The organism is Helicobacter pylori (genome assembly GCF_016755635.1).
In the GTDB taxonomy this organism is placed as follows: domain Bacteria; phylum Campylobacterota; class Campylobacteria; order Campylobacterales; family Helicobacteraceae; genus Helicobacter; species Helicobacter pylori_CQ.
In genome coordinates this window covers 201,057-226,642 of sequence record NZ_CP051500.1, presented here as the reverse complement: position 1 = coordinate 226,642, position 25,586 = coordinate 201,057, and the positions used below count along the sequence as shown (strand labels likewise).

The window sequence follows — 25,586 nt, the reverse complement described above, 5'->3', positions numbered from 1 at the left end:
ATCTTTTTTCTAGCTTTATAGCAAAAATTCATGCAATCCCTTTTGATTTGATCCATAACGCATTGACTAAAACCCCCACCACAACCCCTATCGCTAAATTATGCGTGTATAAAACCACCGCCACGACTAAAAGCATGTTTAGCGTGTCATAGAGCTTGATTTTTTTAATGTTAATAACGGATTGGAAATTAAAAGTGGTGAAAGAAATCATCACCATCACCGCCACAACCGCTACAATGGGGATCTTAACCACGTATTCATTAAACACTAATATTAGCACCATTAAAGAAAAGCCGGCAAAAAAAGTAGAAAGCCTTGTTTTGGCCCCGGATTTTGCGTTAATGATAGACTGCCCCACTAAAGCGCACCCTGTCATTCCCCCCAAAAGCCCTGAGATGATATTCCCCAAGCCTTGCGCTTTAGTTTCTTTATTTTTATCGCTCACGCCGTCTTTTAAAATGACATCTAGAGTTTTAGCGGTCAATAAGCTTTCTATCGTGCCCACTAGTGCTAAAGAAAGAGCGTAAGGCAACAATTCTAACACCATTTTAAAATCCAAATTTTTGGGGATGATAAGAAAATGAAAGCCTGAAACCCCTTGCTCAATGCTCCCTAAATTCGGTGCATGCGTATCAAAAATTAAAGCGATCGCGCTCACTATAAGGATACAAACCAGATTAGAGGGGATTTTTTTAGTGATTAAGGGGAAGAGGTAAATGATGAGTATCCCAATAGCGAGCAAGACAAACACCCCTAAATTTTGGTTTTGAAGGAATTTGAATTGCTCCATTAACAGCAAAATGCCTAGCGCGTTCACAAAGCCATACATCACTGATTGGGGGATAAACCTCAAAAGATTCCCTATTTTCAAATAGCCTAAAAGAATTTGCAACACCCCTGCCATAAGAGTCGCCACGCCCGCGTATTCAAGCCCATAGTTTTTAACCACGCCCACTAAAATGAGCGCCACTGAGCCGGCCGCTGCACTAATCATCGCCTTTCTAGCCCCAAAAAGAGACAAAACAAAAGCCATATAAAAGGTCGTATAAAACGCTACGCCCACATCTAAACCCACCATGATCGCAAAACCGGCCGTCTCTGGGATCACAGAAAGCCCCACCACAAAACCAGACAACAAATCTTTTTGAATGTTGCTCAGCCATTCTTTTTGTATCTTTTCCAACATGCCACTCTTTCTAATTAAAATGGCTTGATTGTAACCAAAGATTTAAAAACCAATTTCAAACCGGATAAAATCCCTTTTCTTAAATCAATCTCTATGATATTTTATTGTAAAAAATACTTAAAATTGTTTTTTTTTTTTTTCAAAATATAAATTTTAAGTTAATAATAAGCATTTTATGGTAAAATGGCAAACTTTCATAAACATGGTTACCATTGGGAATGTGAAAGAAAAATCTATTAAAAGGAGAAAACATGAAAATCAAAAAATCCCTCTTGCTCTCTCTTTCTCTCATGCTCTCATTATCAAGGGCTGAAGACGATGGATTTTACATGAGCGTGGGCTATCAGATCGGTGAAGCGGTTCAAAAAGTGAAAAACACAGGAGCATTGCAAAACCTTGCGGACAAATACGATAATTTGAGCAACCTTTTAAACCAATACAACTACCTTAACTCTTTAGTCAATCTAGCCAGCACGCCCAGTGCGATTACCGGTGCGATTGACAATCTAAGCTCAAGCGCGATCAATCTCACTAGCGCTACCACCACTTCTCCCGCCTATCAAGCTGTAGCTTTAGCGCTCAATGCCGCTGTGGGCATGTGGCAAGTCATAGCCTTTGGTATCAGCTGTGGTCCTGGCCCAAATCTTGGCACAGAACATTTAGAAAATGGGGGCGTTCGATCGTTTAGTAACACGCCAAACTACAGCTACAACACTAATAGCGGAACGACCACCACCACTTGCAATGGAGCTAGCAATGTAGGGCCAAATGGTATCCTATCTAGTAGTGAATACCAGACTCTCAATACCGCTTATCAAACTATCCAAACCGCTTTAAACCAAAGTCAAGGAGGTGGGATGCCTGCCTTGAACGGATCCAAAAAAATGGTAGTCAATATCAATCAAACTTTCACAAGAAACCCTACCACAGAATACACTTACCCCGATGGGAATGGCAATTATTATTCAGGCGGATCATCAATCCCAATCCAGCTAAAGATTAGCAGCGTCAATGACGCTGAAAACCTTTTGCAACAAGCCGCTACCATCATCAATGTCCTTACCACCCAAAACCCGCATGTGAATGGTGGCGGTGGGGCATGGGGGTTTGGCGGCAAGACTGGGAGTGTGATGGATATTTTTGGCGATAGTTTTAACGCAATTAACGAGATGATTAAAAACGCTCAAGCCGTTTTAGAAAAAACTAAGCAGCTTAACGCTAATGAAAACGCCCAAATCACGCAACCAGAAAATTTCAACCCCTACACTTCTAAAGACAAAGGGTTTGCTCAAGAAATGCTCAATAGAGCTAACGCTCAAGCAGAAATTTTAGGTTTAGCTAAGCAAGTTGCGGACAATTTCCACAGCATTCAAGGGCCTATCCAACAAGATCTAGAAGAATGTTTGGCAGGATCAGCTGGTGTGATTAACGACAACACTTATGGTTCAGGCTGCGCGTTTGTGAAAGAGACTTTAAACTCTTTAGAGCAACACACCGCTTATTATGGCAACCAGGTCAATCAAGAGAAAGCTTTGGCTCAAACCATTTTGGATTTTAAAGGAGCTCTTAACACTTTAAACAACGACCAAAAAGCGATCAATAGCGCTATCTCTAGCTTGCCTAACGCTAAATCTCTTCAAAACATGACGCATTCCACTCAAAACCCCAATTCCCCAGAAGGTCTGCTCACTTATTCTTTGGATTCAAACAAATACAACCAGCTCCAAGCCACCACGCAAGAATTAGGCAAAAACCCTTTCAGGCGCTTTGGCATGATCAGTTCTCAAACCAACAATGGGGCGATGAACGGCATCGGCGTGCAAGTGGGCTACAAACAATTCTTTGGCAAAAAAAGGAATTGGGGGTTAAGGTATTACGGCTTTTTTGACTATAACCATGCATTCATTAAATCTAGCTTTTTTAACTCGGCTTCTGATGTGTGGACTTATGGGGTGGGTATGGATGTGCTTTATAACTTCATCAACGATAAAAACACCAACTTTTTAGGCAAGAATAACAAGCTTTCTGTGGGGCTTTTTGGTGGCTTTGCGCTAGCTGGGACTTCGTGGCTTAATTCTGAATTTGTGAATTTGAATATGGTGGGTAATATCTATAGCGCTAAAGTGAATGTGGCGAATTTCCAATTTTTATTCAATTTAGGCTTGAGAATGAATCTCGCTAGGGCAAAGAAAAAAGACAGCGATCATGCGGCTCAGCATGGCGTGGAATTAGGCGTGAAAATCCCTACCATTAACACGGATTATTATTCTTTCATGGGCGCTGAACTCAAATACAGAAGGCTCTATAGCGTGTATCTCAATTATGTGTTTGCTTACTAAACCCTCTTTAAAAAAGGGGCTTGTTTAAAAACGCTTGAAGGCGTTTTAAAAATTAAGCGCTAAAAAGAGAGCTTATCTCTTGTAATCGCTCTCAAGCTATAAAACTAATCAAACCCCTATTTTTGCAATCATTAAAGAAAGATTTTTTAAAGATTATCACTCTTTTTTGATAAAGTAATAATTTAGAATTTAGGGAGTTTTTCATGGAAGAATCAACAGCGTTTATTTTGGCTCTTGTGGGGCTATTCACCGGCATTACCGCTGGGTTTTTTGGTATTGGTGGGGGGGAGATTGTCGTCCCTAGCGCGATTTTTGCGCATTTTAGCTATAGCCATGCGGTGGGTATTTCGCTCATGCAAATGCTTTTTTCTTCAGTAATCGGCTCTATCATCAATTACAAAAAGGGCTTATTGGATTTGAAAGAAGGCTCATTTGCCGCGTTTGGAGGGCTAATGGGGGCGATTTTAGGGAGCTTTATTTTAAAAATCATTGACGATAAGATTTTAATGGCTGTGTTTGTGGTGGTGGTGTGCTACACCTTTATCAAATACGCTTTTTCTAGCAACAAGAAGCCAGAGCATTTTGAAGAAATGCATTTTGATTTGCATGCGAATAACAAAACGCCCGAAAAAAAGCGCGCAATCCCCTTTGTGTCTATGGATAGAACGCATGGGGTTTTGATGCTCGCCGGTTTTGTTACTGGCATCTTTTCTATCCCGCTAGGCATGGGTGGGGGGATTTTAATGGTGCCGTTTTTGGGCTATTTTTTGAAATACGATTCCAAAAAAATCGTGCCTTTGGGGCTATTTTTTGTGGTGTTCGCTTCTTTATCTGGGGTCATCTCTCTTTATAATGGGAAGGTTCTTGATGATATAAGCGTTCAAGCGGGGGTGATTACCGGTATTGGAGCGTTTTTAGGGGTGGGCATTGGCATCAAGCTCATTGCTTTGGCTAATGAAAAGGTGCATAAAATCTTATTGCTCCTCATTTATGCCTTAAGCATTTTAGCGACTTTACACAAGCTCATTATGGGGTAAATCTAAAAACGCTCAAGGGCATTTTTAAAATTAATACCAAAAAGCTTTCATCAGCAAGCGATAATCTCTAAAAAAAGCGCTTCTTTAGGGTTAGGGGGGTTTAGTTTGGGGGTTGTAATGGGATAACCCCTACCCCCTTAAAAAATGAGTTTGAAACAAAAAATAAAATTAAAAACCCCATTTTTAAAAAAATAAAAAGTTTTAGTTATCTTTATTTGATGAGAACAAAAACATAAAACTTAAAAAAGAATGTCTTCAAAGTAAGAGTAATTAAAAAATGAATCATTTAGGGCGGATTTTAGCGTTTTTAAGACAACCCAAGCTTAACCCCCCATTTTAACCCCCATTAGGAGGCTTAGTCATTACCCCTTAATGCGTTTTTTTATCTTGGATGTATTTTTTCAATTCACCCTTTTTGATATAAGGGATAAACTCGCCATAACCCTCTTTTTCCATGTCTTTTAAGGGGATAAATCTCAAAGCCGCGCTATTGATACAATACCTTAAGCCCCCCAATTCCTTAGGTCCATCGTTAAACACATGCCCTAAATGCGCCTTACCAATGCGACTCAACACTTCAATGCGTTTCCTGTTAAGGCTCTCATCGTCTTCGTATTTCACCACATCTTTATTGATAGGCTTAGAAAAGCTTGGCCACCCGCAACCGGAGTCGTATTTATCCGCTGAAGAAAATAACGGCTCGCCGGTGGTAATATCCACATAAATGCCCTCTTCTTCTTTGTTGTAATACTCATTCTCAAAAGGTTTCTCAGTGTGTTTGTTTTGAGTCACCTCATACTGGAGTTTGGTGAGTTTTTTCTTTAAAGCTTCATCGCTTGGTTTGGTGTATTTATCGCTATCTACAATCACTTCATCCGCCTTTTTCAAATCAATATGGCAATAACCACCAGGGTGTTTTTTCAAATAATCCTGGTGGTATTCTTCAGCCCTCACATAATTTTTTAACGGCTCTACCTCAATGGCGATTTTGCCTTTCACTTCTTTTTGTAACGCTTTTAAGGCGTTGTCTATCACTTCTTTATCCGCGCTATTGACATAGTAAATCCCTGTGCGATACTGCCTGCCCACATCATTACCCTGCTTGTTCACGCTCACCGGATCAACCACCTTAAAATAGTAACGCAACAACTTGTCCAAACTGATTTTTTTAGGATCATAGATCACTTTCACGCTTTCAGCATGATCGCTTTCATGCAATTTTTCATAATTCGTGCTTGAAGTCTTGCCGTTAGCGTAACCAGAGCTTGCGTCTATGACGCCATAAATCCTCTCCATATACGCCTCTAACCCCCAAAAGCACCCCCCAGCCAAGTAAATCACTCTTTCATCGGTTTTGGGAAGTTTAGATCCCATGTTTTCATTCGCTTGCATAATTGCTCCTATCGCTAAAAAAAGATAAAAATTTTTCAAATAAGATAATACCTTCATTGAATAACCTTTGTTTTAATTTTAATGGTGTTTGCCATTATAACTAAAAAAAATGGTAGTTGTTCTTTAAAATGAGTTTAAATTTCAATAAGGCTCTGTTCTATTAGGTAACAAAAGTTCCAATCACATCCATTCAACAATCTTCCCTACCGCATTGGCTTCATAGCATTTGATAGAGGTTTTTTGACTGGGTTTTTTAGGCAAAATGGCTTTTAAAAAGCCGTAATTTTCCATTTCTTTCAATCTGGCGTTCAAATTAGGGGCTTCTAAAATCCTGCCATTCAAACTCACTTCGCCCAAAAACGCCGTTTTATTGTCAATTTTTCTGTTTTTAAAGCTTGAAAGGATACTGGCAATGACCGCCAAATCGCAAGCCGGCTCGCTAATCTTAATGCCTCCGCTCACATTAATAAACACATCATGGCGGTTTAAGGGGATTTCTAGCTTTTTTTCTAATAAAGCGATGAGCATGTTAAGGCGGTTGGTGTCAAACCCGTTCGCTAATCGTTTGGGCGCTCCAAAACTGCACTCGCTCACCAACGCCTGAATCTCTAAAATCAACGCCCTTGATCCTTCTAAAGTGATGGTAATCGCACTCCCCTCCATAGGCTCTTCTTTAGAAAAAAACAAGCTTGAAGCTTCTTTAGCACTCACCAAACCCTGCTCTTTCATTTCAAACAAGCCGATCTCACTCGTAGGGCCAAAGCGGTTTTTAAAACTCCTTAAAATCCTTAATTCCCTACTGGGATCGCCCTCAAAATACAGCACGCTATCCACCATATGCTCTAGCACCCTAGGCCCTGCGATGCTCCCTTCTTTAGTGATATGGCCGATGATAAAAACAGCAATATCTCTTGTTTTGGCTAAACGCATGAGTTCAAAAGTGATCTCTCGCACTTGCGAAATAGAGCCGGGCGCTGAAGAAATCTCTGGCGAATAAAGCGTTTGAATGGAATCAATCACGCACGCAAAATAATTTTCGCTCTCAATATTCGCCTTAATCACAGGCCAATTGATTTCATTGAGCAGATACAATTCTTTTTCTATGCAATCCAATCTAGTGGCGCGCATTTTAATCTGGCTCAAGCTCTCTTCCCCGCTCACGTACAAAACCTTTTGCTGGTTCTTGGCTAAGCCAGAAGCCACTTTTAAAAGCAGAGTGGATTTCCCCACCCCAGGACTCCCCCCCACTAAATACAACCCCCCTTTAGCGATCCCCCCACCTAAAACAATATCCAATTCGCTTTGAGTGGAAGAAAACTTAATGACTTCTTCATGCTCAATTGCAACGATAGAAACGCTTTTTTGCGCTTGTGGGAGCGGTTTTTTAAGCGCGTGTAAAACTTCCTTTTGAGCTTGGTTCAATTCTATAAAACTCTCCCATGCGTTGCATTGAACGCACTTGCCCAACCACTTAGGGCTTGTAAAACCGCAATGCTGACACTCAAATAAAGAAGTTTTTTTAGCCAAAATACCACTCTTTTTTAAAAATCACACAGCTAAAGACCAGATAAAAACAAGGTTTTGGTTTTATTCTATAGCAAAACTCGTAAAGCTAAACTAAAACCAAGTTAAAAAGTTATCAAGCGCCATTTTGCTCTATTTTTCTTAAAGCCTTCAAAATATAGCGTTTGATATAAGATCCCACGCTTTCTTCTTCTTCGTTAGCCATTTTCTCTAGTTTTTGGTATTGCTCATCAGAAAAATACAAGCTTACCGCGCGAGTTTTTTTATTAGCGTCTGCTTTTGGTTTGCGTCCTAGTTTATTTTTAGTTCCCCTTAAGTGAGTTTCATCTGTGTTTTCTGTCGTTTTCATCAAGTTCCTTCAATCATCATCGCAAATCGCTTCAAAATAGCATATTAGCATAAAAGTAGCGTATAATGAATAATGTTGCAAGTGCTAATCATTCCTCATTGTGAGTTTATTAGCGCTTCGCTCAAAAAAGGCCTTCACCCCCTAAAAAGAACAAATCAAATCGGTAACACCCTGATACTGCGATCCAATAATTCCTGCAAGGCGTTTTCAATGGCAAATAATGTCCCGGTAGTCGCGCTCATGCACCCATCGCATGCCCCCATGTAGCGGATATACACATCAATGTAATCATCGCTTTCTTTAATGTCTAAAATCTCTAAATCCCCCCCATCCATCATAAGCATAGCGCGGATATTTTCATCTATGACTTTATCCACCGCTTTAATCTTTTGAACCATAGTCATTTCCCTGAAAGCCAATTCCCCATTTTGGGATTTATTCGCGGCGGCTTTAAGTTTTTCAGCTTCCATTTCTTCGCGCACTTCTTTAAGAATATCCACCAGGTAATAATCCCTTTTTTCATGCCCTCCAGGCCTCACACAGCTTTTACAAAACGCGCCGGCTTTGGTGTAGTTAGTGATTTCTTCAACGCTTTTTAAATCATTGAGCCTAATCACTTCTTTAATCGTGCCTAAACTCACCCTAGCGCACTCGCACACGATGATTTCTTCTTCAAAATCTTCAGCGTTTTTCCCTAAATACATGCCGGCAGCTTTTTTGATCACATCATACGCCATCACGGAGCAGTGCATTTTTTGCCCAGGCACCGCCGGTGTGTCCGGATCGTCTCTTAAGCCTCTTTCCACGTCTAAATTCGTGATTTTTACCGCATCTTGGACTCTTTTATTCAAACACAACTCTACCATCATGTCTGAGCTTGCGATCGCTGTTCCGCAACCAAAGCTTTTAAACTTCGCATCAACAATTCTATCCGTGCTTTCATCTACAAGCCAATACAACCTCACCGCATCACCGCATGCTTCTGCACCATAATCCGCCACAATCAGCTTAGCGTTTTTGGCTTTAGCCTGCTCTTCGGTGATGACCCCTAAATGCGTGGGGTTATCCATGCGCCTTTGAACTTCTTTAGAATACGCGTCCCAGAGAACCGAACCCACTAAATCATGTTTTGCCATTTTGATTCCTTTATATTCTTTTTAATAAGAGCTTGAAATGTTTCTCAATCTTACAGCCGCTTGAGAGAAAACTTCAATCGTTTTATCAATTTCAGCTTCCGTGTTAAAACGGCTCAATGAGAGCCTGATAGCGGTATGAGCCAATTCCTTACTCGCTCCAATCGCCACCATTACAGGATTAGCCTCTAAATCCTCACTCGCGCACGCGCTCCCTGTGGAAGCGGCGATATTAGAGCGGTTTAAATCCCACAGCATGGCCTCTCCTTCAATCCCTCTCACGCTGACTAAAGTCGTGTTAGGCACACGATGGATTCGATCCCCCACCACCATCACATCAGGGATTTTCAAAAGCGCTTCTTCTAATTTGTCGCGCAATTTCCCTACCACTTCTTTTTCATAGTCTAAATGCTCTACGGCTAATCTCATCGCTTCGCCCATGCCCACAATATAAGGCACGTTCAAAGTCCCGCTACGCCTGCCATTCATATGCTCCCCGCCATGAAAAAGAGGGGTCAATCCCACCCCACTTCTAATATACAACCCCCCAATGCCTTTAGGCCCATGGAATTTGTGCGCACTAAAAGAAAGGAAATCCGCATTCGCTTTCAACACATCTACAGGGATTTTACCAATCGCTTGCACCGCATCGGTATGGAACAACACGCCCTTTTCTTTACAAATAGCCCCAATTTCTTCAATAGGGAAAATGAGACCGGTTTCATTATTCGCCCACATCACGCTCACTAGAGCGGTTTTTTCTGTGATCGCTTCTTTGACTTGATCGGCGGTGATACTCCCATGCTCATTAATGGGCAAGTAAGTAACCTCCACCCCCAAGCTTTCTAAAAAATTACAAGTGGATCGCACCGCCGGATGCTCTGCAACCGTGGTTACAATATGGTTTTTGCCCTTTTTCAAACATTCATCAAAATACACGCCCTTTAAAACCCAATTATTGCTCTCTGTCGCACAAGAAGTGATGATCACATCGTCTATATCCCTAGCGTTAATGCCCTTATAAAGCTTATCTAAAGCTTCTGCAATGGCTGGGTGGGTTTCTGTGCCAAACTGGTGCAACGAGCTAGGGTTCCCGTAATGATCCCTTAAAAAAGGATCCATGATCTCTTTGACTTTAGGGTCAATCCTAGTTGTAGCGTTATTGTCTAAATAAATTCGTTGTAACAAAGTCAATATTCTCCTCAAAAATTTTACATAGATTTTCTTATCTAAGTCTAAATTATGATTAAATACAAGATATTTTCTTAATTTTAACTTAAAATAAGATGAATTTTTGAAAACATTTTGAGAAATGCGAATACCCCCCCTATCAAAAACCAACAACAGCCGCTACCAAGTCGCTTAAGGCTTTTTAAGGGGTCTCCCACGCCTGTCTTTTAAAGCGTCTATCCCCCCTTGTTGGTAACGCTTCTCCCACACATAGAGTTTTTGCAATTGTTTCGCTACTTCTTTTTTCGTGGGCTTAATGCCTTTAAGGTTATAAAGAGCGGTAATAATAATGGGTTTTGGGATATTAAACCTTTGGATAAATTCCAAACAATCTTTTTTGAGCTGGGAGTCTTGCTTGTTTTTGGTAATATCCACATGGCTTAAATATTGCAACACATAAAGGCGTTTTTCTTCATCTTCTTGTGCGATTTCTGGGGCTAACTCCATCCCTTGACTAACGCCTTTAAAAAGCTTATTTGAAGCCTCTTGTGGTGTGGAATAAACGCTCAAATAAGTTTCTAACAACGAAATCACTTTTTTTTGCTGTTCCAATAGTGCGTCTATTTTGGCGCTCAAACGATTTATTCTACTTTCCATGCGTTCAATGGTAACCACCAAAAATAAATAGCTATACAATCATTAAAAATAATTATTCTAATATCATGTTCCAAAGTAAGATGTGTTTTTATGATCATGCTACAATAAAGGAAAATGATTTCAAAGAAAAAGGGCTTAAAATGAAAACTTTTGAAGTGATGATTCAAACCGATTCAGAAGGGTATTTGGACGCTAAATTTGGCGGCAACGCCCCTAGAGGGTTTCTTAACCCAAACGGATTACCCACTTATTCGCCTAAAATCTCATGGCAAAAAGTGGAAGGCGCTAAAAGCTACGCTTTAGAATTAATAGATCATGACGCGCAAAAAGTGTGCGGCATGCCGTTTGTCCATTGGGTCGTGGGCAATATTTCTTACAATGTATTAGAAGAAAACGCTTCCATGATGGATAAAAGGATTGTTCAAGGGGTCAATTCGCTCACTCAAGGCTTTATCCGTTCTTCTCTTAATGAAAGCGAAAAACAACGCTCCAACCTCAATAACAGCGTCTATATCGGCCCCATGCCTCCTAATGGCGATCACCATTACTTGATTCAAGTGTATGCCCTAGACATCCCTAAACTGGAATTAAAAGCCCCTTTTTTCTTAGGCGATTTGCATGACAAAATGCGCAACCATATCATCGCCATAGGGAGAAAGGAATTTTTATACAAGCAGTTTGTAAGGAGATAGGCTATAAGCTTGTAGGTTTAGTTCAATGAACTTGTTTAACCTTAATATTCTTTCATTTTTTTAAAAAGTGGGGTTTTATGCAACCCTAACCAAATGGATTATAACGCTAAAAATTAGAGCTAAAAGCACCAAAAGCTGATTTAAACACGCATCAACTCCTTATCAAACCATTCATTCAACACTACCTATAATTTTTAAAACGATCCCTAACTTCCTTATCCAGTTCTAGCACTTCGTCTAAATTAGAGAGCTTGAAAGGCATTTTAGCGTATGATTCTAGGGCTTGAGAAATGGTTTTGATAAGCCCACCAAAAGCGATCTCTTGATTTAAAAACTTCTCCATCGCCACCTCATTGCTCGCATTCAGCACCACGCCAAGCTTTGGGTTTTCCAACAACAAGTCTTTATAACGCCACAAAGTGTAGCGCTCCATGCTAATGGGTTCAAATTTAATCGCGCTTAAAGCGTATAAATCTAGGGGTTTGATAGACGCGCTCAAAGAAGCTAACTTCGGATCGATCGCATAGCTTATGGGTAATTGCATGTCCGCACTCGCCAAATGCGCGATGATAGAGTTATCTTCAAACTCCACCAAAGCATGCACGATAGAACTCCTTTCAATCAGCGCATCAATCTTTAAAGACGCGCCAAAAAGCCAATAGGTTTCTAGGATTTCAAAAAGCTTATTGACCATGCTCGCTGAATCAATGGTGATTTTAGATCCCATGCTCCAATTAGGGTGCTTGAGCGCGTTTTGCGCGTTTTGAATAGCGATAAGTTCTAAAGGCGTGTCCCTAAAAGCCCCCCCACTCGCGCTAATGATTAAAGATTTAGGCTTTAAAGTCTTGTTTTGCAACAACGCCCACAAACCAAAATGCTCGCTATCAACGGGCGTGATTTGTGAAATGTCTAATAAATGCCCCGCGCTCACTAAGCTCTCTTTATTCGCTAGGGCTAGTTTTTTATTCCTTTGTAAGCTTTTAAAGCTCGCTTTCAATCCTGCCACGCCCACAATGGCGTTAAGGACTAAATTTGAGGTGCACTCTTCTATCATCGCATCAATGCCGTCTAGCCCTACAAACACTTCCGCACCCAAAGGCTCTAAATCATTCAAATCGCTAGGATCTAAGATCGCTACTTTCTTGGGTTTGAAAATTTTGATTTGCTCATTGATTAAAGCGATATTTTTCCCACAGCTTAAGGCTTCTATTTCTACGCCAAATTTTTTTGCGATTTTTAGGGCGTTTTTCCCAATAGAGCCGGTGCTTCCTAAAACAACCATTCAATCCCCTAAAAACACCGCCGTCTCTTTCCAAACTTCTAAAAAATACAACAACGCATGCAAGCCTAAAGCCCCAAAAAGCATGGAATCCAACCGGTCTAAAACGCCCCCATGCCCGGGTAAAATTTTACCGCTATCTTTGATCCCAGCCTTTCTTTTCAAATAGCTTTCATACAAATCCCCAAACACCGCTATAAGAGCGATTAAAAAACTAAAAAAGAGCGCCATAAGAAAACCTCCGCTCAATTTCCCCATGCCCACAAACGATCCTAAAACGCTCGCCAAAACAACGCCAATCAACGCGCCCTCTAAGGTTTTATTCGGTGAAGTGGGCGTAAAAGGGGTTTTGCCTAAAAGCTTGCCTCCAAAAAACGCCCCCACATCGCTTGCGACCACCACCACTAAAAGCCAAATGATCGCTACTGCGCCAAAATCCTTATAAACCCCAAAAAGCGCAAAAAACCCAACGCCCGGGTATAAAAAGGGTAAAATGGCTTCGCTATGGTGCGCTTTTTGATAAGCGATGATGCTAGCCATGACCATGGCACTGATAAGAGCGCATTCTATAGGGCGCCCGTTAAAATACGCCGCCACCCATGACAACACTAAAATGAGATACAAGCTAAAGCTCGCTTTAACTTGGAATAATCTTAACGCTTCAGAAAACCCTACCGCATAAATCCCCCCTAAAACCGCCCAAAACAACAACAAATTGTCCGCATACAAAATCAAGCCCGCCACAATGATTAAAACAAACCCTGTAATGTAACGAGATTTTTCTTTAAATAACTCTTCTTTCACTTTTTTCCTTAATCAATTAAATATTAACGAAACCAAAAAATAGCTAAACGCGCTAATCAAAACAACGCCCACCAAATTAAGCCACAAACCAGCTTTAATCATATCCGTTATTTTAACATACCCAGAGCCATAAGCTATCGCATTGGGTGGGGTGGCCACAGGGAGCATGAACGCGCAAGTTGCGCTCAAGGCTACAGGAATGGTCAATAACAAGCTCTGATGGTTTTCATAACCCATGCCCATCGCCACTCCCCCAATCACCGGTAAAAATGCGGCAGCAGTAGCGGTGTTAGAAGTGATTTCGGTTAAGAAAATGACCATTAAAGTTACCATGACAATGATGAATAAAATCGGTAAATGCGAAAAGCCAGAGACCAAATGCCCGATCCACAAACTCAACCCAGTTTTAGAAAATTGCACGCTCAAGGCTAACCCGCCGCCAAATAAAAGCAACACATCCCAAGGGAGTTTTTTAGCAACACCCCAATCAATGAGCCTATCGCCCTGATTGTTAGCGGGCAAAATGAATAAAAGCACAGAAACCCCCATAGCGATCACGGAATCAATTTTATCTATTTTAATGCCCCAAGATTTTAAAATCGTATCTAAAAAAATCCACCCTAAAGACGCTAGGATAAAAATAACGCCCACCGAGATTTCCGCTTGACTCAAACGGCCTAATTTGTTTAACTCTAATCTAACGACTTCCTTACCCCCTGGAATTTCTTTAATCTTTAAAGGGAAAATCGCATAAGTGAGCAAGAGCCACGCTAAAATGAGCATGATGAAGGCTAACGGCGTCCCAAACACCATCCACTGAGCGAAATCAATTTCAATATTGAAAGCGGTTTTCATATAGCCGGCTAATAAAGCGTTAGGCGGCGTGCCAATCAAAGTGCCTAAAGAGCCAATAGAAGCCGCATAAGCGATGCCAAGCATCAAGCAAATACTGAAATTCGTGCGATAAATGATCGTCTTTTCTTGAATGACTTGGGTAATATCTTTGCCCTTATGCACGATATTACTCATAATGCCCCCATGCACTTTGGTGATTTCTTCTTTTTGATAGAATGCATTAGAGGCGTTTTCTTTACCCACCAGTTTAGCGACTAATTGCAAAACGCTCATGCCAACAGGAAACATCATCACCGCCGTTGCGGTATTGCTCACCCACATAGACAAAAAGCCTGTAGCGATCATGAAACCTAAAATCAACCTCCTAGGGCTTGTGCCCACTAATAAAATAATGCTTAAAGCGATGCGTGTGTGCAAGTTCCATTTTTGCATGCTTAAAGCTAAAATAAACCCTCCCATAAAAAGAAAGATAATGGGCGATGCGTAAGAAGAGCTGATATGAGCGAATTGATCCACGCTAAAGACGCTAAAAAGCACCAAAGGTAAAAGCGCGGTTGCAGGCAAGTCAATGGCTTCAGTCATCCACCATATCCCCATTAAAACAGCCACCCCCGCCACAACAGGCATCGCCTTATAATTCAAAGAGCTGAGCTTGGGGATTTCTTCTACAATATGAGGCATTTGAACATTAAGCGCATAGTAGATAACAAGCGCGATTAACGCCCCCCCTATTAACCCCAACAAGCGCACGATCTTGGTACTTTTGTCATCAGTATTCGTATTGGCATGCGAATGATTTTCCATTTTATTTTACCCTTTAAAATTACTAACCTACATGCTACAATAAAACTTTTTCAAAACTAAGATTTTAGAAAAATCATATCAAAATAGGAAAAAGAGTGGTAAAAGAAAGTGATATTTTAGTGGTTGGTGGGGGGCATGCAGGCATTGAAGCGAGCTTGATTGCGGCTAAAATGGGGGCTAGAGTGCATTTAATCACCATGCTCATAGACACGATCGGTTTAGCGAGCTGTAATCCGGCCATTGGGGGCTTGGGTAAAGGGCATTTGACTAAAGAAGTGGATGTGTTAGGGGGGGCTATGGGGATTATTACGGATCATAGCGGTTTGCAATATCGTGTGCTAAACGCTTCTAAAGGGCCGGCGGTTAGGGGGACTAGAGCGCAAATTGATATGGATACTTACCGCATTTTTGCAAGAAATCTCGTTTTAAACACCCCTAATTTGAGCGTCTCTCAAGAAATGACCGAAAATTTAATCCTTGAAAACGATGAGGTGGTGGGCGTAACCACGAATATTAATAACACTTATAAGGCTAAAAAAGTGATCATCACCACAGGCACTTTTTTAAAAGGGGTGGTGCATATTGGCACGCACCAAAACCAAAACGGGCGCTTTGGGGAAAACGCTTCTAATTCTTTAGCCTTGAATTTAAGGGAGCTTGGCTTTAAGGCAGAAAGGTTAAAAACCGGCACTTGCCCAAGAGTGGCAGGCAATAGCATTGATTTTGAAGGCTTAGAAGAGCATTTTGGGGACACAAACCCTCCCTATTTTAGCTATAAAACCAAAGATTTTAACCCCACCCAACTCTCATGTTTTATCACTTACACTAACCCCATTACCCACCAAATCATTAGGGATAATTTCCACCGAGCCCCCCTATTTAGCGGTCAAATTGAAGGCATAGGCCCAAGGTATTGCCCTAGCATTGAAGATAAAATCAACCGCTTCAGCGAAAAAGAACGCCACCAGCTGTTTTTAGAGCCTCAAACCATCCACAAAAGCGAATATTATATCAACGGCTTAAGCACCTCTTTACCCCTAGATGTGCAAGAAAAGGTCATTCACTCTATCAAAGGCTTAGAAAACGCCCTCATCACGCGCTACGGCTATGCAATAGAGTATGATTTTATCCAGCCCACGGAATTGACCCACACTTTAGAAACCAAAAAAATCAAGGGGCTTTATTTGGCCGGGCAAATCAATGGGACTACCGGCTATGAAGAAGCGGCGGCTCAAGGGCTTATGGCTGGGATTAATGCGGTATTAGCCTTAAAGAATCAAGACCCCTTTATTTTAAAGCGCAATGAAGCTTATATCGGTGTTTTGATTGATGATTTGGTCACTAAAGGCACGAATGAGCCTTACAGAATGTTTACCAGTCGAGCCGAATACCGCTTGCTTTTAAGAGAGGACAACACGCTTTTTAGATTAGGCGAACATGCCTATCGTTTAGGGCTTATGGAAGAGGATTTTTATAAGGGATTGAAAAAAGACCAACAAGAAATACAAGACAATCTCAAACGCCTTAAAGAATGCGTCCTTACCCCTAGCAAAGAAGTGTTAAAACGCTTGAATGAATTAGATGAAAACCCTATCAATGACAAGGTTGATGGCGTTAGTTTGTTGGCGCGCGATAGTTTTAATCTAAAAAAAATGCGCTCCTTTTTCAGCTTTTTAACGCCTTTGAATGAGCGGGTTTTAGAGCAGATTAAAATTGAATGCAAGTATAATATTTATATTGAAAAGCAACACGAAAATATCGCTAAAATGGATAGCATGCTCAAAGTTTCTATCCCTAAAGGTTTTGTGTTTAAAGGCATTCCAGGCTTAAGCTTAGAAGCGGTAGAAAAGTTAGAAAAATTCCGCCCCAAAAGCCTTTTTGAAGCCTCAGAAATCAGCGGGATCACCCCGGCGAATTTAGATGTTTTGCATTTATACATCCATTTGCGAAAAAATTCTTAAAGGATTTTTAATGGACGCTTTAGAAATCACCCAAAAGCTCATCAGCTACCCCACCATTACGCCCAAAGAATGCGGTATTTTTGAATACATTAAATCGCTTTTTCCTACTTTTAAAGCTCTAGAGTGTGGGGAAAATGGCGTGAAAAACCTTTTTTTATACCGCATTTTTAACCCCCCCAAAGAGCATGTAAAAAAAGAGCATGCAGAAGAAAGTGTTAAGCCCTTGCACTTTTGCTTTGCAGGGCATATTGATGTCGTGCCTCCTGGAGATAATTGGCAAAGCGATCCTTTTAAACCTATTATTAAGGAGGGGTTTTTATACGGCCGTGGGGCGCAAGACATGAAGGGGGGCGTGGGGGCGTTTTTGAGCGCGAGTTTAAATTTTAACCCTAAAACCCCTTTTTTGCTTTCTATTTTACTCACGAGCGATGAAGAAGGGCCAGGGATTTTTGGCACTAGGCTTATGTTAGAAAAACTCAAAGAAAAAGATTTGCTGCCCCATATGGCGATTGTGGCTGAACCCACTTGCGAAAAAGTCTTAGGCGATAGCATCAAAATTGGCCGAAGAGGCTCCATTAATGGCAAACTCATTTTAAAAGGCACTCAAGGGCATGTGGCTTACCCGCAAAAATGCCAAAACCCTATTGATACGCTCGCTTCGGTTTTGCCTTTGATTTCAGGAGTTCATTTAGACAATGGCGATGAGTGTTTTGACCCTTCAAAATTAGTCATCACCAACTTGCATGCAGGGTTAGGGGCTAATAATGTAACGCCCGCAAGCGTAGAAATTACCTTTAATGTGCGCCATTCTTTAAAAACCACTAAAGAAAGTTTGAAAGAATATTTAGAAAAGGTTTTGAAAAATTTGCCTCACGCTTTAGAATTAGAGTCAAGCAGTTCGCCTTTCATCACGGCTTCCCATTCAAAGCTTACCAGCGTTTTACAAGAAAATATTTTAAAAACATGCCACACCACCCCCCTTTTAAACACCAAAGGCGGCACGAGCGATGCGCGATTTTTTAGCGCTCATGGCATAGAAGTGGTGGAGTTTGGCGTTATTAATGACAGGATCCATGCCATTGATGAAAGGGTGAGCTTGAAAGAATTAGAGCTTTTAGAAAAAGTGTTTTTAGGGGTTTTAGAGGATTTGAGCGAGAAATGAATGGGGAGTTTTGGCGTAAGGGTTTTATTTTTAATACCAACGCCTTTTTCGCTAGCAAAAACCACCAAACCAACTCAAGCTTTAGCATGCTAGTATCCATTTATTATAGCCTTATAAGAGTGGGGTCATGCTTGACAAAGTAACCAAAGCTTGCTATAATATCTTTCCTTGTTTTTTAGTTTCTTAAGAGGTCTTTTACCAAGCCACTCTTAAAGGGGTGGCTCAATCAGCTTTTTAAAACAAACTCTTTTAGTACAGCTTCTCACTAGTATCCCCTATCGCATGGCAATCCAGCTCAAGCGTTGGAACGCACTTAAAAGAGAAGCAATTCTCAATCATTTTCTTTATTGCACCAATAAAATGGCATTCAATAAGGCTTTAATCGTCAATATTTGGTTACAATCATAAAGGATTACATTTTTTTTAATAGGAAATATATCATGCCAGGAAGTGTTCAAAAAACCCTTTTTGGGGTCTTGTGTTTGGGCGCGTTGTGTTTGAGAGGGTTAATGGCAGAGCCAGACGCTAAAGAGCTTGTTAATTTAGGCATAGAGAGTGCGAAGAAGCAAGATTTCGCTCAAGCTAAAACGCATTTTGAAAAAGCGTGTGAGTTAAAAAATGGCTTTGGGTGTGTTTTTTTAGGGGCGTTCTATGAAGAAGGGAAAGGAGTGGGAAAAGACTTGAAAAAAGCCATTCAATTTTACACTAAAGGTTGTGAATTAAATGATGGTTATGGGTGCCGCCTGCTAGGCAATTTATACTATAACGGACAAGGCGTTTCTAAAGACGCCAAAAAAGCCTCACAATACTACTCTAAAGCTTGCGACTTAAACCATGCTGAAGGGTGTACGGTCTTAGGAAGCCTACACCATTATGGCGTAGGCACGCCTAAGGATTTAAGAAAGGCTCTTGATTTGTATGAAAAAGCTTGCGATTTAAAAGACAGCCCCGGGTGCATTAATGCAGGATACATGTATGGTGTAGCAAAGAATTTTAAGGAGGCTATCGTTCGTTATTCTAAAGCATGCGAGTTAAAAGATGGCAGGGGGTGTTATAATTTAGGGGTTATGCAATACAACGCCCAAGGCACAGCAAAGGACGAAAAGCAAGCGGTAGAAAACTTTAAAAAAGGCTGTAAGTCAGGCATCAAAGAAGCATGCGACGCTCTCAAGGAATTGAAAATAGAACTTTAATTTTAATGAAGTTAAGCTAAACGCCGTGTTTAGCTGGCTTTTACGCTTTTTAATATCTTAATGAAAATATAAACCCCATGAACTAATCTTTTTAATGATCATAAAAGGCGTTTATCGCACCCATTCATTGCCATTTTTAGATTGGCACTTGAAAGGTTAAAGCGAGTTTGTTCAAACCCTTAAAAAGGGTTTTTTCCTACAACGCTTTCAACAGCACGCTATTTAGGCGCTCATTAAAACTTTTAGCGTCTTTCAAAGCCCCTTTTTCTAAAAGCTTCGCCCCATCATAAAGCAACCAGATAAAAGCGCTCAACTGCTCTTTATCTTCGCATTTTAAGAGTTTTTGCAAAATCGCATGGTTAGGGTTTAATTCTAGCGTTTTCTTGCTTTCAGGCACGCTTTGGCCCATTTGACGCATAAAATTAGCCATCATCGCATTTTGTTCATCGCCTATTAAAGCCACCGCTGAAGTGAGATGATTAGAAAGCTCTACGCCTTTAATCTCATCTTTAAGATTTTCTTCAAACGCTTTCATTAAATCTTTAAACTGATCTTTTACCTCATCATGGATTTCTTCCAAACCAAGCTCTTTCAAACTCTCGCTATGGCTAGCGTCTTTAAAGGGCGTTTTATCATATTCATTCACGCCTGGCATCACAAACGCATCAATTTCATCGCTCAATAACAAAACGTCATAGCCTTTTTGAGCGTATTTTTCCAAAATGGGGGACGCTTTTAGTAAGTCTAAATTTTCGCCTAAAAGGTAATAAATGCTTTTTTGATTTTCTTTTAAATTTTCTTTGTATTCTTTCAAAGAAATTAATTTTTCTTTGTCTTTAGAATAGAATCTTAACAATTCTAAAAGTTTTTCTTTGTTTTCAAAATCCCCATACAAGCCTTCTTTTAACACTTTCCCAAAAGGCTCATAGAATTTATGGTAATTCTTGTTATCCTTGCTCAAGCGTTCAATCTCGCTTAAAATCTTTTTCACTGAAGCCGAACGGATATTGGCTAAAATCTTGTTTTGCTGTAAGATTTCACGGCTCACGTTCAAGGGCAAATCTTCGCTGTCAATCACGCCTTTAACAAACCTCAAATAAGAGGGCAACAATTCTTTGTCATCATCAGTGATAAACACCCTTTTAACATAAAGTTTGACCCCGCTTTTATAATCCACCCTAAACAAATCAAAGGGCGCCTTGCTAGGGATGTAAAAAAGCGTCGTGTATTCTAAAGAGCCTTCCACTTTATTATGGATATAGCTCAAAGGCTCGCTGTTGTCATGTGCAAACGATTGGTAAAAGTCTTTGTAATCTTTGTCTTTCAACTCGCTCTTATTCATTTTCCATAAAGCGCTCGCTTGATTGATCTGATCGCATTTTTCTTCTTTAACTTCTTTTTTATGATCCCCTTCGCCCTCAAATTTCGTATCGGTGTAAGTTAGAAAAATAGGGAAAGGGATATGCTCAGAATACTTTTTAACAATGCCATCAATCTCCCAACGGCTCGCAAAATGAGAATCTTCTTCTTTTAAAAAGAGGGTGATTTCTGTGCCTTGTTCCTCTTTGACGCATTCGCTGATTTCAAACTTGCCCTTACCATCGCTCACCCATGCATACGCTTGCTCGCTGGTAACTTTTTTGGTTTGAACGACAATCTTACTCGCTACCATAAACGCCGAATAAAAGCCCACGCCAAACTGGCCAATTAAAGCACTATCTTTTTTCTTATCCCCACTCAAAGCGCTTAAAAAACTCTTCGTGCCTGATTTAGCGATCGTGCCTAGATGCTCGATGAGATCGCTTTTATCCATGCCTATACCATTATCTTTAATCGTTAAGGTCTTTTTCTGGCTATCAAAACTCAAATGAATGCTGGGCGTGGTATTGAGCCCTTTTAATTTCTCATCGGTCAGCATTAAATAATTCAGCTTGTCCAAAGCGTCGCTTGCGTTAGAAATCAACTCCCTTAAAAAAATCTCTTTATTAGAATACAAAGAGTGGATCATCAAATCCAAAAGCTGGTTGATTTCAGTTTGAAAGGTGTATTCTTGGTTAGACATTGAACTTTTCCTTTAATAAAATTTTTAAGATTATACAATAAAAGCGTGCTTAAAAGGGGTATGCTATGGCGTGAAGCTTTATTTTAAAAAAAGAACATGAAAGAATGTTTAATTCCTTAAAAACGATAACTCATAGAGCTCATAAAATAGCTTCTGTTTTGAATGGTTTGAGCGAAATCAGGGTTATAACCGCTTGTAAAAAACCCTACCTTATAACCCTTATGCATCGTGATTTGATAGCCATTAAACATGAGCATGAAATAGATATGTTTTTTAAAGTTATATTTGAGAGTAACCCCTAAGCTTTGTGCATCAGCCCTTGGGGAATAGGTCAATTTCCCATACAATTGCACCAAAAGATTCTTAACGCTCTTCCCTATAAAAGCGTTAATCGTTATGGAATTAGCGTTGTAAAAATTGGAATAAGCGTCTTCATAAGGGGTGTCGTCTTTAGTGTCATAAAAAGGATCCACTGGCGAGCCGTTCCAGCCTAATTGAGCGCTCCCGTTCCCAAAATTCTTATACACGCTCCAGCCAAAACGATAAGAGCGGAAATGCACTCTTTGAAACACAAACAAAGCCACGCTTTTTTTACCCACTAAAGCGGCTCTGTAATAATCTTTAGACAAATAATCGCTATAAAGGGGAAACCATGCGTAAAAAGTCGTTTGGATGCGCCAAAGAGATTTCCAATAAGACTTTGTGTCATGGGTGATTTCAAATCCAGGAGCGTTAAAATTCTTAGGGTAAAACCAAATAAAAGGCGCAACTCTAATGTATTTATTTTCGTAAATGAGGTTTAAATTGTGCATGCCGTAGTTGGTTTTTTGCTTGTAATTGACAGGAGCGTAAAAATCTCTAATGGATTGCTCATTAGCTAAAGCCCTTCCAAAGGTGCTAAACCACTCTATCCTAAACTTTTTCCACCGGTAAAAAAGCTCAAACCCTTGATTAAACCCGCTCAAAAACAAAGCTTTAGAGGGGTAACGCCCTAATTTAATCCCAAAAATATCCTTATATTGATAATCTAAATACAAATTGTATAACACATAAGGCCTGGCGTTTTGCGACTTTTGCTCTCTGGTCCATTTTTCGCTATATTGCATCAAATAGCCCTCCCATCGCCCCATATAATACCAGTTCGCTGGCTGAAACCCTGCCTTAGGGTTGGCTTCATCAATCAAAAACTTCGTGGAATCATAAGCTAACGATCCTATTTCGCCCCCCACCCCAAAACCCAGTTTGTGGTTTTCAATCCCTTTAGGGAGCAAACTAGAATCAACCTGTAAAGCCCCGGTAGTGGTTACATAACTCCCTGTAGGATAAATCCCTTTTTTTGAATTGATAACCGACTGGTTGAAAGCGATGCGCGAAAATGATCCCACTCTCGCGCTGATTTGATACTCAAAAGCGTTGAGAAAAACCCCATTCAAAGCTAAAAGCCCTAGCCAAACTTTTTGATTAAGCACCCTTTTATCAAACACCTTTTTTATTGAATTCTGATATTATGCCATAAAACAAACTCGCAAGTTGCCCGCTTATTGTTGTTTTGAAAAAAAAAAAAAAAAAACGATAAAATGACAAATCACCCCCTTTTTAGCGGGTTTAATTTAAAGATTTAAGGACTGTGCATGCAAGAGATTATCCCTATTGTGGTGGTTTTTGATAATAATTATTGTATCCCTGCTGGTGTGAGTTTGTATTCCATGCTAGTGCACGCCAAACGAGAGAGAGAGAGAGAGAGTAAAACTCTTTTATAAAATCCATTGTTTGGTGGAAAATTTAAGCGCTGAAAATATAGCCAAATTAGAAGAAACGATCGCTCCTTTTAGCGCTTTTTCCAGTATAGAGTTTTTGGATATTTCTAATGAAGAACTAGAACCACGCCATAATTACGATAAGCTTGATTCTTTAATAGCTAATGAAATTAAAAAATTGTATTTAAAACTCAATGCTTTTTCGCAAAAACGCTTTTCTAAAATGATCATGTGCCGTTTCTTTTTCGCTTCCCTTTTCCCCCAATACGATAAGATGATCATGTTTGATGTGGACACTTTGTTTGTGAATGATATTAGCGAGAGCTTTTTTATCCCCCTTGAAACGCATTATTTTGGGGCTGTGAGGGAAAAAGATTTGATCGCTATGAATAGGAATTCGGCTAAGGATTTATACGAATTACGCCAAATGCACGCAAAAAACATTGGTGTCGCTGACGCTTTCCCTAATTTAAAAGAAGCTCAAATCCTTTTTGACAACTACTTTAACGCCGGGTTTTTAGCCTTAAATTTAAAATCATGGCGTAAAGAAAATCTTGAAAACCAATTGATTGGATTTTTTCTTTTGAAAAATGAAAAACTTTTATTTAGCGATCAAGATGCTCTGTGTTTTGTGTGCCGTGGTAGGATTTTAGAATTGCCTTATTCATACAATGCCCACCCTAGTTTCCTTGATACGCCCTCATTCCCTAGCGTTAAAGAAGCGCGCATGCTGCATTTTTGGGGCGATAAACCTTGGAAGCTCTTCAGCGTCATTGGTGCGAAAAGATGGCATGAAGCGTTGATTCAAACGCCTTTTAAAGACGCCTATTTTAACGCTCCTTTTTTGGATCACCTCTTTGAATCCATTCAAAACAAGGATAAAGAAATCCACGCTCTTAATAAAATCCTGTCTTTTTCAGACAAACGGCATTCTTTTAAATCTCTTCTGCCCAAATTTTCTTCTAAACTCCTTATAGAATTTTTGCTTTTTAAAGCCAAACAAAAAGTGAAGCGATTGATTAAAAGGGTTTAAAACCCTTTCAAAACTAATGCGAGCAAGCATGCGTTTGTGTGGGCTGGATGTCCTTATTATCGGCTAGTTTTTCCTTTTTTACTTTGTCTAAAAAAGCGCTCAAATCTTGCGCCATTTTTTCAAAAATCTTAGCGCTCACGCTATTAGGGTGAGAAATCACAATCGGTTCGCCCCTATCCCCCCCTAAACGCACTTTAGGCTCTAAAGGGAGCTTGGCTAAAATCTGCGTGTGGTAAGCTTCTAGCAACTCATTCATGGAATTTGAGCCAAAAATCTCGCTCTCTTTCTTGCAATGCTTGCACACAAAACTCCCCATATTTTCTACAATGCCCGCAATAGGAATGTGTAGTTTCTTAAACATGTCCAAACTCCGTTTAGCGTCATCCAAACTCACGATTTGAGGCGTAGTAACAGTAATTCCTGCACTCAAAGGCACAGCTTGGGCTAGCGTGAGCTGCGCATCGCCTGTTCCTGGGGGCATATCCACCACCAAAACATCTAAATCCCCCCAAATAATATCGCTTAACATCTGCTCAATCGCTCGCATGAGCATGGGCCCTCTCCAAATGAGACTCTGCCCTTCATCATACAAAAGCCCCATGCTCATCACAGAAACACCAAAAGCTTTTAAAGGAATGAGTTTTTTACCGCTAGGATCCATGATCACATCAGCGTTTTGTAAGCCCATCATTCTAGGGATATTAGGGCCATACACATCAGCGTCTAGTAGCCCCACTTTTTGGTTTAAATTCGCTAAAGCGATGCTTAAATTCACACTGGTGGTGCTTTTACCCACACCGCCCTTACCGGAGCTTATCATCACTACATGCTTGATATTTTTAGCCAAATTTTTAGTGGCGGGCTTTGGGGCTTGCGGTTTAGGCGGGGTTTTAATATCCAAATTCAAAGCTTTCACGCCCATTTTTTGCATCGCTTTGGAGATATTTTCCCTTAAAATCGCGCTCGTTTCTTCAGAGCTTGAGGGGATTTCTATTAAAAGCCCTAATTGGTTGTCATGCAAAGCGATGTTTTTGACAAAACCAAAGCTGACAATATCCTTTTCAAAATTAGGGTAAATAATTGTTTTTAACGCGTTTAAGACATCTTCTTGGGTGAGCATTTTAATCCTTAAAATGATAGTATTTGAATTTTCTTTATAACATGTTTTGTTTAATTTTGCATTATAAATTAAATTTG

21 protein-coding genes are annotated in these 25,586 nt (G+C 40.3%); 8 read left to right on the top strand and 13 right to left on the bottom strand.

Going from position 1 to position 25,586, the window contains the following annotated elements; all coding sequences use genetic code 11:
• Positions 1–28: 28 nt before the first annotated feature.
• On the bottom strand, positions 29–1,186 hold the full coding sequence (locus tag HG567_RS01065; protein ID WP_202139850.1) for a SulP family inorganic anion transporter: 1,158 nt from the start codon (positions 1,184–1,186) through the stop codon (positions 29–31).
• Positions 1,187–1,437: 251 nt separating this feature from the next.
• On the opposite strand from HG567_RS01065, the gene sabA reads away from it, so the two are divergent.
• Together sabA and HG567_RS01055 are read left to right on the top strand one after the other, a co-directional pair.
• Positions 1,438–3,525 carry a Hop family adhesin SabA/HopD gene (sabA, locus tag HG567_RS01060; RefSeq protein ID WP_237393066.1) on the top strand — a complete coding sequence of 696 codons (2,088 nt, stop codon included), beginning with the start codon at positions 1,438–1,440 and terminating at the stop codon, positions 3,523–3,525.
• 203 nt (positions 3,526–3,728) lie between these two features.
• Positions 3,729–4,562 (top strand): sulfite exporter TauE/SafE family protein, encoded by an 834-nt coding sequence (locus HG567_RS01055; protein ID WP_202139848.1) that lies wholly within the window; start codon positions 3,729–3,731, stop codon positions 4,560–4,562.
• 369 nt (positions 4,563–4,931) lie between these two features.
• Here HG567_RS01055 and msrB read toward each other — a convergent pair whose 3' ends face one another.
• From msrB to HG567_RS01025, 6 genes are all read right to left on the bottom strand, one after another.
• Positions 4,932–6,011 carry a peptide-methionine (R)-S-oxide reductase MsrB gene (gene msrB / locus HG567_RS01050; protein ID WP_202139846.1) on the bottom strand — a complete coding sequence of 360 codons (1,080 nt, stop codon included), beginning with the start codon at positions 6,009–6,011 and terminating at the stop codon, positions 4,932–4,934.
• Positions 6,012–6,134: 123 nt separating this feature from the next.
• On the bottom strand, positions 6,135–7,481 hold the full coding sequence (gene radA, locus HG567_RS01045) for a DNA repair protein RadA (RefSeq protein WP_202139839.1): 1,347 nt from the start codon (positions 7,479–7,481) through the stop codon (positions 6,135–6,137).
• Positions 7,482–7,593: 112 nt separating this feature from the next.
• Positions 7,594–7,827: a ribbon-helix-helix domain-containing protein gene (locus HG567_RS01040; protein WP_000858680.1), complete on the bottom strand. Its 234-nt coding sequence runs from the start codon at positions 7,825–7,827 to the stop codon at positions 7,594–7,596.
• Between the two features lie 155 nt (positions 7,828–7,982).
• The gene (locus HG567_RS01035) at positions 7,983–8,963 is read right to left on the bottom strand and encodes an iron-sulfur cluster assembly scaffold protein NifU (RefSeq protein WP_001051999.1); all 981 of its coding nucleotides are present in this window, start codon (positions 8,961–8,963) and stop codon (positions 7,983–7,985) included.
• A gap of 21 nt (positions 8,964–8,984) precedes the next feature.
• Positions 8,985–10,148, bottom strand: coding sequence for a NifS family cysteine desulfurase (locus HG567_RS01030; protein WP_000941678.1), 1,164 nt, complete (start codon positions 10,146–10,148; stop codon positions 8,985–8,987).
• Positions 10,149–10,322: 174 nt separating this feature from the next.
• On the bottom strand, positions 10,323–10,787 hold the full coding sequence (locus HG567_RS01025; RefSeq protein WP_202139837.1) for a helix-turn-helix domain-containing protein: 465 nt from the start codon (positions 10,785–10,787) through the stop codon (positions 10,323–10,325).
• A gap of 65 nt (positions 10,788–10,852) precedes the next feature.
• On the opposite strand from HG567_RS01025, the gene HG567_RS01020 reads away from it, so the two are divergent.
• Positions 10,853–11,479: a YbhB/YbcL family Raf kinase inhibitor-like protein gene (locus HG567_RS01020; protein WP_202139836.1), complete on the top strand. Its 627-nt coding sequence runs from the start codon at positions 10,853–10,855 to the stop codon at positions 11,477–11,479.
• A 181-nt stretch (positions 11,480–11,660) separates the two neighbouring features.
• Here the strand turns inward: HG567_RS01020 and dxr are convergent, their stop codons facing one another.
• From dxr to HG567_RS01005, 3 genes are read right to left on the bottom strand one after another with little or no spacing between them, the layout of a single operon-like run.
• A complete protein-coding gene (dxr, locus tag HG567_RS01015) occupies positions 11,661–12,761 on the bottom strand; it encodes a 1-deoxy-D-xylulose-5-phosphate reductoisomerase (protein WP_202139835.1) in 1,101 nt (366 codons plus the stop codon).
• Positions 12,762–13,562 (bottom strand): phosphatidate cytidylyltransferase, encoded by an 801-nt coding sequence (locus HG567_RS01010; RefSeq protein ID WP_202139834.1) that lies wholly within the window; start codon positions 13,560–13,562, stop codon positions 12,762–12,764.
• A gap of 12 nt (positions 13,563–13,574) precedes the next feature.
• Complete coding sequence (locus HG567_RS01005; RefSeq protein WP_202139832.1) at positions 13,575–15,221, bottom strand: SLC13 family permease; 1,647 nt, start codon at positions 15,219–15,221, stop codon at positions 13,575–13,577.
• Between the two features lie 95 nt (positions 15,222–15,316).
• Between HG567_RS01005 and mnmG the strand changes: the two genes are divergently transcribed.
• The 3 genes from mnmG (at position 15,317) to hcpA (ending at position 19,537) form a co-directional block, all read left to right on the top strand.
• Positions 15,317–17,182, top strand: a complete 1,866-nt coding sequence (mnmG, locus tag HG567_RS01000) for a tRNA uridine-5-carboxymethylaminomethyl(34) synthesis enzyme MnmG (protein ID WP_202163861.1) — start codon at positions 15,317–15,319, stop codon at positions 17,180–17,182.
• A gap of 10 nt (positions 17,183–17,192) precedes the next feature.
• Complete coding sequence (gene dapE / locus HG567_RS00995) at positions 17,193–18,344, top strand: succinyl-diaminopimelate desuccinylase (protein WP_202139826.1); 1,152 nt, start codon at positions 17,193–17,195, stop codon at positions 18,342–18,344.
• Between the two features lie 440 nt (positions 18,345–18,784).
• Positions 18,785–19,537: a Sel1-like repeat protein HcpA gene (gene hcpA, locus HG567_RS00990; protein WP_202139825.1), complete on the top strand. Its 753-nt coding sequence runs from the start codon at positions 18,785–18,787 to the stop codon at positions 19,535–19,537.
• Positions 19,538–19,733: 196 nt separating this feature from the next.
• Here the strand turns inward: hcpA and htpG are convergent, their stop codons facing one another.
• On the bottom strand, positions 19,734–21,599 hold the full coding sequence (gene htpG, locus HG567_RS00985) for a molecular chaperone HtpG (RefSeq protein ID WP_202163860.1): 1,866 nt from the start codon (positions 21,597–21,599) through the stop codon (positions 19,734–19,736).
• Between the two features lie 116 nt (positions 21,600–21,715).
• Positions 21,716–23,068, bottom strand: a complete 1,353-nt coding sequence (gene hofA / locus HG567_RS00980) for an outer membrane beta-barrel protein HofA (protein ID WP_202140213.1) — start codon at positions 23,066–23,068, stop codon at positions 21,716–21,718.
• A 162-nt stretch (positions 23,069–23,230) separates the two neighbouring features.
• On the opposite strand from hofA, the gene HG567_RS07735 reads away from it, so the two are divergent.
• On the top strand, positions 23,231–23,359 hold the full coding sequence (locus tag HG567_RS07735; protein WP_079306068.1) for a glycosyltransferase family 8 protein: 129 nt from the start codon (positions 23,231–23,233) through the stop codon (positions 23,357–23,359).
• A 13-nt stretch (positions 23,360–23,372) separates the two neighbouring features.
• Entirely contained in the window at positions 23,373–24,389 is a 1,017-nt protein-coding gene (locus HG567_RS00975; protein ID WP_237392971.1) for a glycosyltransferase family 8 protein, read from the top strand.
• A gap of 13 nt (positions 24,390–24,402) precedes the next feature.
• On the opposite strand, the gene HG567_RS00970 is transcribed toward HG567_RS00975, so the two are convergent.
• Complete coding sequence (locus HG567_RS00970; RefSeq protein WP_202140212.1) at positions 24,403–25,578, bottom strand: Mrp/NBP35 family ATP-binding protein; 1,176 nt, start codon at positions 25,576–25,578, stop codon at positions 24,403–24,405.
• Between the last annotated feature and the right edge of the window lie 8 nt (positions 25,579–25,586).